Below are 12,656 nucleotides of genomic sequence, written 5' to 3' on the forward strand. Positions count from 1 at the left end.
TTATTCCGGCTTTAATCCCTGCCGGAAAAACAATTCAATTTAATGAAAATACCAGGATTTAGGCATTCTCATAATATATGATTGTTTAATCTTCTTCCCTGACCATCGAGATGGCTTTTTTCGGACAGACCTCTGCACAGATTCCGCAACCCTTGCAGAAATCATAGTCTATCTCAAAATCTGTGGTTATTGCGGCATCAGGGCAGAAACGGTAACAGTTGCCGCAGCTGTTGCATTTTTCCCTGTCCACAACAGGTTTGAATGTCCTCCAGGAACCGGTGTTTCCACAGGCTCCCTTCTTTGGTCTTGAAATTGCAAGTTTTGCACTCATAACACCAGCTCCTCATATGCCTTTAAGGCTGCCTCGGTATTTCTCTCATCCTTAAACACTCCTGAGATCGCCTCCCTCACTGATTCACGGGAAACGAGACCGACCTTTGCAATTGCTCCCAGAAGCGGGGTATTCAGGATTGGGTTTCCGGCAATGACAAGGTCAAGTGAAAGTGCAACACCGGTAAGATCAGCACTGTAAACCTTGTGGCCTTCCATTTCAACAGGATGAGGGCTGTTTATTAAAACCTCTCCGTCCGGCTTAATGCCGTTTAAAACGTCAACAGTCTGCATGATGCTTGGATCAAGGACAATAACAAGATCAGGCTTTCTGATCTGTGAGTACACCCTGATTGGATGATCATCGATTCTTATGAAGGATACAACCGGAGCACCGCGTCTCTCGGCACCGTAAAGAGGTGTCGCAGTGGCATGCTTTCCGTCAAGGAAAGCAGCATTTGCAAGAAGTTTTGCGGCTGTTACACCGCCCTGACCTCCGCGTGAATGGAGTCTTATCTCATACATTTACTCGCTCACCCCGAACCACTCTTCTCCGCCTTCCTTTCTGTGCCTGACAAATCCGGCGATGTCGTCAAATGTGACTTCCTGACCGCCGAGACCGGCAATGACACTGAACGGATTGCATCCGGTTTTTGAGCGGATTTCGTTTGCAAGAACACCGCCGTATCCGAATGAATAGTCACGGTCAATTACAACGACCTCCTTACCCAAAAGAACACCTTTTAAGTCAGGGAAAGGCCTGAACCAGCGGACACGAACTGTACCGACACGAATACCCTCTTTTCTGAGAATATCTGCGGCAACTTCCATCTCCTTTCCAAGAGTTCCCATGGCGACAATCACAACTTCGGCATCTTCGGTCATGTATTCCTCATACATACCGTAACTGCGGCCAAAGCGCTTTTCAAACTCGCTATGAGCTTCCCCGATAACTGCCACGGAATCGTTCATTCCACGCTGGATGTCATGACGGAATTTAAAGTGCTCTGATGGAGGTGTGAGTGTACCGTATCCGCCAGGATTGTCTATATCAATTGCATGCGCCAGTTTGATCGGCGGGATGTAGTCCCCCGGCTCAACTGTCTCAAGCGACTGGGTAATGTGTGTTAAAAGGAATCCGTCAAGATTGATCATCACAGGCAGGGAAACATCATCATGCTCTGCAATACGGAATGCCATCAGTGTGGTATCATATGCCTCCTGAACAGTCGACACATATACCTGAAGCCATCCGGTATCCCTCATTGAGATAGAATCGGAGTGTTCAGCACCGATATTCCATCCTGGACCAAGGGCACGGTTCGCATTTGCCATTACAATAGGGAGGCGTGCTCCCGCTGACATGTGAAGCATCTCGCACATATACACAAGTCCGTGTGAACTTGTTGCGGTAAACGTCCTGACGCCTGTTGCGGAAGAACCAATGCACGCAGCCATTGATGAATGTTCTGACTCAACAGGGATATAGCGTGCATCGAGCTGACCTGAGCTTACATAGTTTGCAATCTCTTCCACAATCTCTGTCTGCGGAGTGATAGGATATGCCGCAACAACGACAGGTTTTGCATCCTTTACAGCCGTTGCAACAGCCTTGTTTCCGGTTGAAATTGTCAGCATATTCCAGTCTCCTCCTTCTCAAGTCTTTTGATGTTCATCTCAACATGCTCCTGCAAAACAGCGATGTCCTCTTTGGTTGCTGTTTTGAAACGTCCCTGTTGTTTTAGATAATCCTCGACAGGAATTCTCTTCTTCATCGCCGCTTTTGAAGCGCCGGTAATTTTTAATTTCCCGCTTTCACGTTCGTATAAGACCCACATTCCGGACTGCACTGCAAGTTTTCCCATATCGATAGTCTTCTCTGCAGGGTAACGCCATCCGGGAGGACATGGTGCAAGGACATGCATAAACTTTGGACCGGGTATTGAAAGTGCTTTTTTGACTTTATTATAGAGATCCACCGGGTATGCACTGCATGCAGTAGCCATATATGCAGGATTATGGGCTGCCACAATTGCATCAAGATCTTTTTTGTATTCATTCTTTCCAAGCGGCGTTGTCGTTGTTCTTGCGCCAAGCGGTGTTGCACCTGATCTCTGCATGCCTGTGTTTGAGTATGCCTCGTTGTCATAGCATACATACAAAAAGTCAGTACCGCGTTCAAGAGCACCCGAAAGCGCCTGAATTCCTATGTCGACTGTTCCGCCATCACCTGCAAAACAGATGACATTGGTCTGTTTACCAATGGCACGGAATGCTTCACTCATACCTGATGCAACCGCCGCTGCGGATGCAAATGCAACGTTGTACACCGGAATGTCAACTGCAGTATTAGGATAAATCCCCTGAATCACACTTGTACAACATGCGGGAACAACCAGCACCGTATCCTTACCTGCCGCTTTGGTAACATAGCGGAGGGTTAAAGAGGCACTGCACCCTGCACATGCGGATGTTGTCTTTAGTATGAATTCCTCATCCGGAATTTCTGCCAATATTAAAACCTCACTAAATAATTTGTCATCATTTATAATGATGGTTTGGCTTGAAATTATAAAAGAGTAAATAATGCAAAAGCCGGATCAGGAAATGCACCCACTGAATATATTATAACAGCCATCAAAACATAAGACATTAACATCAAATCAACCATGTTATGGGACTATTATAAAACGCTGGGCCTTAAAATCACAGCCACAGATGAGGATATCAAAAAGGCATACAGGAGTCTTGCAAAGGCATACCACCCTGATACATCCACCCACCCAAACGCTGCCGAACAGTTCAGACTGATTACAATCGCATATGAAACCCTCTCCGGACCTGATACCAAAAGTGAATACGATAAAAAATTAAAAGGAAGTCAGGAGAGTTACACTAAGAGTGAAACTCACAAAGAGGATAAAAAAGACGAATATTCCCTGATGGCAGACTACGAGTTCACGGTCAGGGAAAAAGAGCGTTTTTTAATTGACGGAGAGGAGCTTGTTCTCAAAAATACAAGGCATCTTTTAATCAAAGACACAGAATACATCGTATATAATGACGGTCTCATAAACATAGGGGGCATTCACAGATTTAAAAATTCAGGGACTGAACGCTATTTAATAGACGGCACTGAATACATCCTTGAAAATGCAGAACATTATTATCAGAAAGGAGAGGAATTCATACTGATTAACGGAATTCCCTACAAAATAAAATCCTCTGATTAACCAGTGAGTGCATAAAAAATAACACTGTTATTTTCATCAGGCGGGGCCTGAAATAATGTTAAAAGACACTTTTTCTAAAGAATTTTAGGGAGAGATTTAATTTAGAAAGATTCAAAACCACAATATCCTTATATATTTCTAAAATAATCAGATTTTAAAGGTGAAAATAATGGTGAAATTACCTGACAAGAAATCACTGGAAGGATTATCCAAAAAAGTAGGGGAGGCTGTAAAACTTCCGGAAAAGCCGGAAGACAAAGAAATCGCAGAAACTAACGATTCTCAAACAGCTTCAGTTCCAAACGGCCTTTCAGAAGAGGAAATCAATAAAATACGTGAGGAAGAGAGGAAAAAAATTGAACAGGAGAGAATAGAGAAGGAAAAAGCTGAAAAGGCCAAAAAATACGAGGAGATAGAAGCCGAAAAAAGGAAGGAAGAGGAAAGAATTCTCGAAGAAAGAAAAAAGCAGGAAGAACTCGAAAAACTTGAAAAAGAGCGTCAGGCAGAAGAGGCAATAAAAGAAAAAGAACGGGAGGAATGGAAAAAAGAGGAGGAAAGAAAGAAAACGGAAGACGAAAAAAAGCGTCAGGAAATTGAGAAGGAAATCCTCAGAAAACAAAAGGAGGAGGCAAAAGCAGCTAAAAAAGGCGGCCACCTCGTAAGGAATATCGGGATTGTTGTCCTTTTGATTGCAGTTATTCTGGTTGCCGGATATATCTCTCTTATTACCGGAAATGACAATATCGAGGCATATGGCTATCCGCTTTCATACTCGGCACAGTATGATGTTCTGATGCCTGACAGCAAAGAAGTAAGCTTTGGCGGAATTCCTGTATCCGCAGTTACAAGCGGGGATTCAACGATCCTGAAAATAGGAAATGACAGGCAGTCAATCAATAAAGGTGAGACAAAAACATTCCAGCCAAAACATATTACAATCAAAATGTTTGGAATGAGTGTTTATGATTCAGACTATCAGGTGACTGCAACATACAGGGGAATTGTCACAAACAGGATAGATCTTTTAATGACCATAAAAACATCAGCCCCAATACAGCAGTGGCTTGCTAAAATAATGACACCGGGCGGAGTTGCAATAACTCCGGTATAATTTTTTCCGATTTTCTTTATTAATATTATAAATTACCACAACTCAGCTGTTTTCTTAAGCTGTGCGTATTTCTTTAAAATTTCATCCTGGTGGGATATGCTTTTTCTGTGAACATCAATGGGCGTAAACACAATCCCGCAGTCAACATCCCACAACACAAGGCCCTCAGGTGGTGCGGCAGGATACCTGTGCCCTTCGGTATTCAGAAGTGAATCCCTTATTTCCACAGGTTCAATCTCACCCCTGCCAGCCAGCATAAGTGCATGTGACATGCACCTGACCATATTCCACAAAAATGAGACACCGGTTATTTCAAAAACAGTAAATCCGTCTTCAGTAAAAACATCGCATGAGAGAATTTCCCTGTGGGGACTTTTCCCGTCAAGACGTGCAAATCTTGTAAAATTGTGCCGGCCTTCAAAGTAAGCCGCAGATTGCCTCATTTTTTCGATATCATAATCTGTTCCGTAAAAATAATACCTGTAAGTCCTTTTTTTTGCTGCCAGACGCGGATTGAAATTTTCGTCTACCTCTGCCCATCCGGTAAAACGGATATCACCAGGCAGTTTTTTGTTTATTGCCAAAACAGCCCTTTCAGGATACGGGGTTGTGAATGAAATTACCTGACAGCGTGCATGAACACCCCTGTCAGTTCTTCCTGACAGATAAATCCGTGCTTTTTGCCGGTCTGAAAAGAGATTCAGTTCCGTCAGGGATTTTATTATATCGTCCATGACGGTTCTTTTACCGGTCTGCTGCTGAGAGCCTGAAAACCCGGTACCAAAGTATGCAATCCTAAAAGCCAGCCTCATCTCTTATGAACACGCCCGGATATTTTTCGCTTGGTATTCCGCCAGGACTGGTGTGTATATGCACGAAGCGGAGTCATCTTCCCCCTGACTTCGGTTTTTCCGGCGATTATTGCATTGATTACCGAATCAACATTTTTATCGGCATCAACCAGAGTAAGCCCGTACCCGACAAATCTTGCATTATGGGCATCACTCCCTGCAACACACGGTTTTTCATAAAATTTTGCTTTTCTGCCGGCTTTTTTGTTTGCAGCACCTACAATATAACGACTGTTAAAACATTCCACAGCATCAACAACACTAATGGCGGTCTTTAGCTTAATTCCAACACCATGCCTCCACTGGTGATAAGGATGGGGCAGAATAAGCAATGCTCCAAGCTCTTTTGCTATCCTCACAGTTTCAAAAAAGTCAAGTCCTTTTGGAATTTCTTCTGTGATACCAAGAGCAAGCAGATGACCCTGCCTTGTGGAAATCTCAATCCCCGGTATCACAAGTACAGGTGAGTCAATGCCAAGCGCATATATGGCGCCTTTCGTTGTGTCATGGTCGGTTATTGCTATTACATCAAGACCGGCCGCTTCAGCTTTTTTAAGTACATCTTCCACACCGCTCTCCCCGTCACGTGAGAAACTGGTATGGATATGCAGATCGCACTTTAACATCAGATCAGTAGTATTTTTCACCTATTGCATATTAATTCAAGCTACAATGACAATACTTCTCCCGACAGGTGAACTGGCATATAATACGGTTCTGGAGGCTGCAAAAGGTTTTGATGTAAATATTGTTGTTTTTGGAAAAATAGCTGCATTCCTGACACCAAATAATCTGGAAAAAATATTACTGGAAAATAAAAACTGCGAAATGGTTCTGGTTTCGGGAATGTGCACCGCAGATTTTTCAAATCTTGAGGACAAAATGCACATTCCAATATACAGAGGTCCGCGCCATGCAGCAGACCTCGGCCTTGTCTTAAGAAGTCTTGACGAGATCAAACTCTCAAGGCACGTCCCGGCAGATGAGATGCTGGCAAAAAAACGCGAAGAAGAAGCTGTTTTCAAAGTCCTTGAAAATGAAAAAAATTCATCCTGCGATTTTGAGATTAAAGGCCTTAAAATAGGTGGGAATTCGAGGATAAAGGTTCTTGCGGAGATAATGGATGCACACAAAAACGTGGACACTGCATTTGTTGCAGCCCGTTATTTTGAATCGGGTGCGGATATTGTCGATTTGGGATTTGGATTTGATGCAACACCTGATGATGTGAAACGCACATTTGAGTCCCTCAAAGAAGTGAAAGGTCTTCTTGCCGCAGACACACAGGACCCTGAACTGATAAAAGCGGCAATACCGTACACTGACATAATCCTCTCCCTTCACGATGAAAACATGGGCTCTGTTGCAGAGGATATCGCAAAACATGATGTTGCCGCAGTCATCGTGCCTCACGAAAAAACACTCGAAGAAAACATTGCAATGGCAAAAGAGGCGGGGATTAAAAAAATCATCGCCGATCCGCTTTTACAGCCTGTAGGTTCAGGGCTGGTAAAATCCCTGTCTGATTTTAAAAATACGGGCTGCCCCTTATTCTTTGGTGCAGGAAATGTGGCAGAGCTCATCGATGCCGATTCAGTCGGGATAAACGCACTCCTGGCCGGCATGGCAAAGGAAACCGGTGCATCGGTAATTTTTACAAGCGAGCATTCCGACAAGACAAAAGGCAGCATAAAGGAGATGAAGACAGCTGTCTGCATGATGGCACTTACAGATGACAGACCGTACCCAAAAGATCTCGGAATCGATCTTTTTGTAATTAAGGAGAAGAGAAAAAGAAGAGAACCTCCACTGAAATACGAAACGATAACAGATGCCGAAGAGATGCCGGAAGATATGACATATGACCCTCTTGGCAATCTGAGAATCGGAATAGAAGACGGGTTCATAGTTGCCATACATAACGGCTCTGCAGTCAGGGGTAAAAAATGGGAAGATGTTTTCCACACCATACTAAAGCAGAACAGGGTTTCGCTAATGGATCACGCGGCATATCTCGGAAAAGAGTTATACAAGGCAGAACTTGCCCTAAAATTTGACCGAAGCTTTGATCAGGACGGAGATTTTTAAATAATCCGTTTCTTTTTTATTTTAACATTTAAGGCAGTAACAGCGTTTTAAAAAATCCCCGGTAAAAATAAAATATTCTATCTTACAACAAGCACCGATACCTTGCTGTGTGACACGATTGCAGAGCTTACACTTCCCAAAAGAAGCCTTTTTGCCATTCCCTTCCCCGTAGACCCGACAATAATAAGATCAGCGGATGTTTTTTCGGCATAATCGAGCATTTCATCCCTTGCATCTCCGAATTTCATATCAAAATCACCACCGGCACCTTCTTCAAGAGCAATTTTTTTTGCTTCTTCAATAATCTGCCATCCTTCATCCCTTAACATGTTGAATATACGCTCAGATGAAGGATCAACAACACCCATGGAAGGATCCACCACTGAGGCACCGTAAATCCCCGGGTTTATGACATACAAACCGTACAATTTTGCATTCCATCCCTTTGCAAGCGACAGTGCCTTTTTAAGCGCCTTTATTGATGGTTCAGAACCATCTATTCCCACAAGAATCCTTTTGTACATGACTGCCTATATAGCCCCACTAATTATTAATTCTAACCTGAATAAGCAAAAGGCCGGCAACTTCAAATGCACTCCGGAACACACCCTCTTTCATAAAATTATCAATGAAAAACTTATCAGTGCAGCACCTCAACATATCATAGCACATATGCCTGATATAAAAATTAGAAAAGAACTGCTTGAAACCCTTCTTGAGCTTGGCAAAAGTCAGCACCCGGATGAATTTCTGGCAATTTTAAAAGAGGATAAAGGTGTGATTGAAGAACTTGAACTTGTTCCGGGGACAATTTCCGGCGAAACAAGTGCACGCTTTGACCACTTCATGCTGCCACTTGACACAAAAACAGCCGGAAGTGCACACTCACATCCGAGCGGTGCAATAAGACCTTCAGATGCAGATTTACGCTTTTTCCCAAAAATAGGCAAATACCATATAATTATCGGAAATCCATATACTACAGATTCCTGGAGATGCTTCAGGGCTAACGGCGACTTGTTCTCAATGGAGGTCATTGAATGAAAAGGGTGGTTGCAACAGGAACTTTTGATATACTTCACCCTGGCCATGTATTCTATCTTGAAGAGTCAAAAAAACTCGGAGATGAGCTGCACGTAATAGTAGCAAGGGATGCAAACGTAAAGCACAAACCAAGACCGGTTATCCCCGAGGAACAGAGGCTCATGATGGTAAGAGCACTCAAAACAGTTGACTTTGCACGCCTTGGTTCTGAAAAAGACATGTTTGAACCAATAGAAGAGATAAAACCCGATATTATCACAATAGGATTCAACCAGTACTTTGACACAGGCAAACTTAAAGACCAACTCAATGAGAGAGGAATTTATTCTGAAGTCGTAAAAATAAATGATTACAAAGGGCAGGGATTTTCCAGTTCGAGAAGCATCATGCAGCAGATATTAAAGCAGCGCTGTAATGAAACCCTGGAAAAATAAATAATAAAATCAAAAAATCCCCGTTCACTTATTTGATCTTCATATGTGTTGATCTTATTATTCAAGAAGACTTGTCCAGATTTTATTTTGGTTTAACAAAAGCCAGTATTTTTTTAGCTCTTTTCTGTGATCACGGTATAATGGACAGTGATTTTCAACAACGCTCCAAAAAGACCGTGAATGATTCATCTCTTTGAGGTGGGCAAGTTCATGAACAATTACATAATCCCTTAAATGCGGGGGAAGCCCGATCAGCCTGAGATTGAAATTGAGATTGCCCTTTGAGGAACAGCTGCCCCACCTTGTCTTCTGTTTTTTAACAGAATACCTGTTGTATGATACACCCATATCTTCTGAAAAATAATCAAGACGGGGAGTCAGATCATTTTTCAGCCTTTCTTTCAGATAATTTTCAAGGTCAGAGGGCGATGAATAAAAAATGACTTCATCCTGAAAGTCAATCCTGCATGAATCACCCCCGCAGATGTCATAATAAATACCATATATCAGAAACTTATCGTCATTTAAAGAGCAGGGGGTATTCTCAGAAATTTGCCGGACATGCTTTAAAATCCATGCCTTCTTTTCATTAAGAACAGAATTTACATCAAACCCAGGGGGAGCGACCACTTTTATAGTTTTGTCGGGCAGAACAGATATTCGGATATTTTTTACAGGACGCCTGACAACAGAGACGTCGCATCCGGAAAATTTCATATAATCTGTCCATCTGAAAATAATTTATCAGAGATCAATTCATTTTTCTTGTCTTGAGCATACCAATCGGACTTTTTACGTTGGGACGCCGCTTTACGGTAATTCCGTAATGCTTTGAGAGCATATCCCTGACCTTATCCGACTCAATCCATCCTGTATCAAGCTTTCTTACTATACTGTCTATTTCCATCGCCTGTAAAATTATCTTTTCCCCAAATGACCCGCCTTCAAGATCGGCAAGGCCCACAATTCCCTGAAGCGGATTTCTTATATGATCATTTAATATGGCAAACTGCTCCATATTTTTTTCAATCTGGAAAAAAGCCTCTTTTTTAAGCTCTTCAAGTTGATAACTGCGGGTCCTGTCGCGAAGAATAGTCAAAACCTTCACAACCTCCCCGTCCTCAAAAATCGGAGACTTTAAAACCTCATATATAGTAAGCCCGCCGTCTTCACGGTGCTTTACTGTTGTGTCAAGTGTTTCTCCGGATGTAAACACATACCGGTATTCAAGGCAGAGTTTTCCAGTAAGATAAGGGGCAATATCCTGAAGGTTTTTACCTTGAAGTTCCCCGGACGAATTATTATATCCGGTTATTCTTCCAAATGCCCTGTTATATATTTCAATACCCAGATCCCTGTTTACAACAACAAGAGCGTCATGTATTGCATCAATTGTTGTCCGGTGCAGTATTTCAGACTCAAAAATAGCATCACGGCTTCTTTTTGTTTCTTTGCAGTCTGAAAATCCGCCTTCGAGAATCATTGCAATGTAATTTTTTTCATTATGGGAAAATTCGGCTGATTTAAATTTTAAACGGACACCTTCACAGGAATTGTCTTTTATTTTTGCAATTACTTTATTTTCACAATCAGATTCAACCGAAATAAAAATATCGCTGATATTTAAGGAGACGGCATCTAAATTCAGGCTTTTATAATAAAGGACAGCGGATTTGTTTGTATATTCAATATTTCCCGACGGATACCCGAATATCAAAACCGGTTTTTCAGAGAGATTAAAAACAGGATCAATGAAATCAGGCAAATCCTTTTCTTCAGGCAATCCGGAAGTATTACAAACAGGATTTTCAATAATCATCCTGATTTTATTTATCGTATCAGACTGTCCTGCGGGCAATATATTATCTCCTGAAATTTCAGTTTTCTGAAATCATATTGTCAGTAATATTTGTATTATCTATGAATTATTAAATCAGCAGTGATTTTCCAAACTGATTTGCACCATTGTAACGATACCTGATTCTATATTTTTCGTTTAAATGTTATATATATAGTGATAATAACCCGGCAATTCAAAGAGAGATTTAAGAAATTTCAGATAATAATTATATGATTATAAAAAATTTATGAGATTTATTTTCATCAGACCTGCTGACTTTTTTGTTTTTCCCAGTATTCCACAATCTCTTTTCCGCCGATAAATACAAGACCGTTCTCCTCAGCATATTTTTCTGCATCTTCTTTTGAAAGAGCACGTCCGGTATTGTCGTCAAGCATTTCACAGATTGTAATGCAGGGTGTGATGCCCCCAATCTCCGCAAGTGTTATTGAAAGTTCGGTCTGACCCCGTCTTTCATCAAGAAGTTTTTTGTTTGCACGCAGTGTTGCCATGTGTCCGGGTGTCCTGAACTCAGATGCAAAATCAAGAGCACCTCCGTTCATTGCATGCTTTACATGATCTGCAAGGTGGTTTGCAGTAAGCGCCCTGTCAATATCGGTAATTCCGGTGAATGTATCCTTGTGATTCACCCAGAGTGAAAACGATGAATGGTTCTTCTTGTCATATGGGATATCGCCTTCCTTTTCTGCGATGTGAGTCATTTTCAAAACCTCACTTGCAAAGGGAAGTCCCATTTTATCAGCGGCATCTGAATGAACTGCAGTGCAGATAAGTCCGCCGGCATCCTTTCTCATGGACCGGATATCTTCAGGTGTAATCATGTCGGAACGTATCGCAAAGTCTGTCTCTCCCTCGCGGTCTGCAAAATCGTATATTAGTACAAATTCTCCTTTTTTTAGTGCTTCTACTGCTTTCTGTATCATTTTGAACATACCTCCACTGTAATTCTTATTCCGTCTTTTAATCCGAGTTCTTCACGAAGTCTGACTCCTGAAATTATTTCAATAACGTCATCAAGGTGATGCGTCCTTCCCGGTACTATTATTGCACACTTTATTCCGCTGATTCTGCATGGCAGACATTTAGCCGCTCCAAATGTTCTCTCATCGGCCTTAAATCCGTCAATGTCAACCCAGCCGTGCATTTCCGCTTTCTTTCGTGTTTCCACATTTGCAGGATCAAGCTTTACATTAAGTGTGCCGGGGAAGGGATCAATTCCAAGGCGCTCTTTAAACTGCGCCACATATCCGGGGATTGCTACATAATACCTGCCTTCCCCGAGACCGCTTACAACCTCACCTTCAATTCTGAAAGTACCGGCACTTTCCTCAAAAAGCCGTTTATAATCAGCATATTCTTTTTTAAGAGAATCTTCACCGGATTTGGTTATTGACACATACTGACCGTCCTGACGGACTGATCTCGTTATCAGTTCCTCTTTTTCAAGAGATATTAAACGGCGGGAAGCAGTCTGGGGACTGATTCCAAGAGCATCTCCAAGTTTCTGGGATGAAACATTGACCTGCCCGTTCAGACCGCCCATCTGTCCGATCTTTTTCAGCGATATCAGATCTTCTGCTGTTGCCATCGTTATACCATAATTGATAAGCATACCATATATGGATTTTGATCATGAACTCTATTTTTTCGTGAAATGACGAATGGGCTTTCGCTAATTATATAACATAGTAAATGCTCATATAT

At 42.1% G+C, this 12,656-nt stretch carries 16 protein-coding genes; 5 read left to right on the forward strand and 11 right to left on the reverse strand.

The window, feature by feature from the left end; all coding sequences use genetic code 11:
- Positions 1–85 precede the first annotated feature (85 nt).
- From F1737_RS08330 to F1737_RS08345, 4 genes are read right to left on the reverse strand one after another with little or no spacing between them, the layout of a single operon-like run.
- Positions 86–331 carry a 4Fe-4S binding protein gene (locus tag F1737_RS08330; RefSeq protein WP_317136124.1) on the reverse strand — a complete coding sequence of 82 codons (246 nt, stop codon included), beginning with the start codon at positions 329–331 and terminating at the stop codon, positions 86–88.
- Entirely contained in the window at positions 328–855 is a 528-nt protein-coding gene (locus tag F1737_RS08335; protein ID WP_317136125.1) for a 2-oxoacid:acceptor oxidoreductase family protein, read from the reverse strand. The genes F1737_RS08330 and F1737_RS08335 overlap by 4 nt, the downstream gene beginning before the upstream one ends.
- The gene (gene porA, locus F1737_RS08340) at positions 856–1,968 is read right to left on the reverse strand and encodes a pyruvate ferredoxin oxidoreductase (RefSeq protein ID WP_317136126.1); all 1,113 of its coding nucleotides are present in this window, start codon (positions 1,966–1,968) and stop codon (positions 856–858) included.
- Positions 1,962–2,843, reverse strand: coding sequence for a thiamine pyrophosphate-dependent enzyme (locus tag F1737_RS08345; RefSeq protein WP_317136127.1), 882 nt, complete (start codon positions 2,841–2,843; stop codon positions 1,962–1,964). Before F1737_RS08345 ends, porA begins: the two co-directional genes overlap by 7 nt.
- A 156-nt stretch (positions 2,844–2,999) precedes the next feature.
- Here F1737_RS08345 and F1737_RS08350 point away from each other — a divergent pair, with 156 nt between their 5' ends.
- Together F1737_RS08350 and F1737_RS08355 are read left to right on the forward strand one after the other, a co-directional pair.
- A complete protein-coding gene (locus F1737_RS08350) occupies positions 3,000–3,563 on the forward strand; it encodes a J domain-containing protein (RefSeq protein WP_317136128.1) in 564 nt (187 codons plus the stop codon).
- 169 nt (positions 3,564–3,732) lie between these two features.
- Complete coding sequence (locus F1737_RS08355) at positions 3,733–4,674, forward strand: hypothetical protein (RefSeq protein WP_317136129.1); 942 nt, start codon at positions 3,733–3,735, stop codon at positions 4,672–4,674.
- Positions 4,675–4,706: 32 nt separating this feature from the next.
- Here the strand turns inward: F1737_RS08355 and truA are convergent, their stop codons facing one another.
- Both truA and F1737_RS08365 read right to left on the reverse strand, forming a co-directional pair.
- Entirely contained in the window at positions 4,707–5,486 is a 780-nt protein-coding gene (gene truA, locus F1737_RS08360; RefSeq protein ID WP_317136130.1) for a tRNA pseudouridine(38-40) synthase TruA, read from the reverse strand.
- A complete protein-coding gene (locus F1737_RS08365; protein ID WP_317137887.1) occupies positions 5,483–6,151 on the reverse strand; it encodes a PHP domain-containing protein in 669 nt (222 codons plus the stop codon). The genes truA and F1737_RS08365 overlap by 4 nt, the downstream gene beginning before the upstream one ends.
- Before the next feature lie 46 nt (positions 6,152–6,197).
- On the opposite strand from F1737_RS08365, the gene F1737_RS08370 reads away from it, so the two are divergent.
- On the forward strand, positions 6,198–7,613 hold the full coding sequence (locus F1737_RS08370) for a dihydropteroate synthase-like protein (protein WP_317136131.1): 1,416 nt from the start codon (positions 6,198–6,200) through the stop codon (positions 7,611–7,613).
- 77 nt (positions 7,614–7,690) lie between these two features.
- On the opposite strand, the gene F1737_RS08375 is transcribed toward F1737_RS08370, so the two are convergent.
- A complete protein-coding gene (locus F1737_RS08375; RefSeq protein ID WP_317136132.1) occupies positions 7,691–8,137 on the reverse strand; it encodes a universal stress protein in 447 nt (148 codons plus the stop codon).
- 148 nt (positions 8,138–8,285) lie between these two features.
- On the opposite strand from F1737_RS08375, the gene F1737_RS08380 reads away from it, so the two are divergent.
- On the forward strand, positions 8,286–8,657 hold the full coding sequence (locus tag F1737_RS08380; protein WP_317136133.1) for a Mov34/MPN/PAD-1 family protein: 372 nt from the start codon (positions 8,286–8,288) through the stop codon (positions 8,655–8,657).
- Positions 8,654–9,091, forward strand: a complete 438-nt coding sequence (locus tag F1737_RS08385) for an adenylyltransferase/cytidyltransferase family protein (RefSeq protein WP_317136134.1) — start codon at positions 8,654–8,656, stop codon at positions 9,089–9,091. Before F1737_RS08380 ends, F1737_RS08385 begins: the two co-directional genes overlap by 4 nt.
- 57 nt (positions 9,092–9,148) lie before the next feature.
- Here the strand turns inward: F1737_RS08385 and F1737_RS08390 are convergent, their stop codons facing one another.
- From F1737_RS08390 to F1737_RS08405, 4 genes are all read right to left on the reverse strand, one after another.
- On the reverse strand, positions 9,149–9,808 hold the full coding sequence (locus F1737_RS08390; protein WP_317136135.1) for a M48 family metallopeptidase: 660 nt from the start codon (positions 9,806–9,808) through the stop codon (positions 9,149–9,151).
- A gap of 34 nt (positions 9,809–9,842) precedes the next feature.
- On the reverse strand, positions 9,843–10,949 hold the full coding sequence (locus F1737_RS08395) for a PAS domain-containing protein (protein ID WP_317136136.1): 1,107 nt from the start codon (positions 10,947–10,949) through the stop codon (positions 9,843–9,845).
- A gap of 245 nt (positions 10,950–11,194) precedes the next feature.
- On the reverse strand, positions 11,195–11,875 hold the full coding sequence (gene ribB / locus F1737_RS08400; RefSeq protein WP_317136137.1) for a 3,4-dihydroxy-2-butanone-4-phosphate synthase: 681 nt from the start codon (positions 11,873–11,875) through the stop codon (positions 11,195–11,197).
- Positions 11,872–12,540 carry a DUF120 domain-containing protein gene (locus F1737_RS08405; RefSeq protein WP_317136138.1) on the reverse strand — a complete coding sequence of 223 codons (669 nt, stop codon included), beginning with the start codon at positions 12,538–12,540 and terminating at the stop codon, positions 11,872–11,874. The genes ribB and F1737_RS08405 overlap by 4 nt, the downstream gene beginning before the upstream one ends.
- Between the last annotated feature and the right edge of the window lie 116 nt (positions 12,541–12,656).

Origin of the sequence: Methanoplanus sp. FWC-SCC4 (assembly GCF_032878975.1) — an archaeon.
GTDB lineage: Archaea > Halobacteriota > Methanomicrobia > Methanomicrobiales > Methanomicrobiaceae > Methanochimaera > Methanochimaera problematica.

What these genes read in the sequence shown, in the direction of transcription:
- F1737_RS08370 (WP_317136131.1), top strand. Translation starts at nt 6,198, where the DNA reads ATGACAATACTTCTCCCGACAGGTGAACTGGCATATAATACGGTTCTG.
- F1737_RS08350 (WP_317136128.1), top strand. Translation starts at nt 3,000, where the DNA reads ATGTTATGGGACTATTATAAAACGCTGGGCCTTAAAATCACAGCCACA.
- F1737_RS08380 (WP_317136133.1), top strand. Translation starts at nt 8,286, where the DNA reads ATGCCTGATATAAAAATTAGAAAAGAACTGCTTGAAACCCTTCTTGAG.
- F1737_RS08355 (WP_317136129.1), top strand. Translation starts at nt 3,733, where the DNA reads ATGGTGAAATTACCTGACAAGAAATCACTGGAAGGATTATCCAAAAAA.
- ribB (WP_317136137.1), bottom strand. Translation starts at nt 11,875, where the DNA reads ATGATACAGAAAGCAGTAGAAGCACTAAAAAAAGGAGAATTTGTACTA.
- F1737_RS08330 (WP_317136124.1), bottom strand. Translation starts at nt 331, where the DNA reads ATGAGTGCAAAACTTGCAATTTCAAGACCAAAGAAGGGAGCCTGTGGA.
- F1737_RS08375 (WP_317136132.1), bottom strand. Translation starts at nt 8,137, where the DNA reads ATGTACAAAAGGATTCTTGTGGGAATAGATGGTTCTGAACCATCAATA.
- F1737_RS08335 (WP_317136125.1), bottom strand. Translation starts at nt 855, where the DNA reads ATGTATGAGATAAGACTCCATTCACGCGGAGGTCAGGGCGGTGTAACA.
- truA (WP_317136130.1), bottom strand. Translation starts at nt 5,486, where the DNA reads ATGAGGCTGGCTTTTAGGATTGCATACTTTGGTACCGGGTTTTCAGGC.
- porA (WP_317136126.1), bottom strand. Translation starts at nt 1,968, where the DNA reads ATGCTGACAATTTCAACCGGAAACAAGGCTGTTGCAACGGCTGTAAAG.
- F1737_RS08405 (WP_317136138.1), bottom strand. Translation starts at nt 12,540, where the DNA reads ATGGCAACAGCAGAAGATCTGATATCGCTGAAAAAGATCGGACAGATG.
- F1737_RS08365 (WP_317137887.1), bottom strand. Translation starts at nt 6,151, where the DNA reads ATGTTAAAGTGCGATCTGCATATCCATACCAGTTTCTCACGTGACGGG.
- F1737_RS08385 (WP_317136134.1), top strand. Translation starts at nt 8,654, where the DNA reads ATGAAAAGGGTGGTTGCAACAGGAACTTTTGATATACTTCACCCTGGC.
- F1737_RS08390 (WP_317136135.1), bottom strand. Translation starts at nt 9,808, where the DNA reads ATGAAATTTTCCGGATGCGACGTCTCTGTTGTCAGGCGTCCTGTAAAA.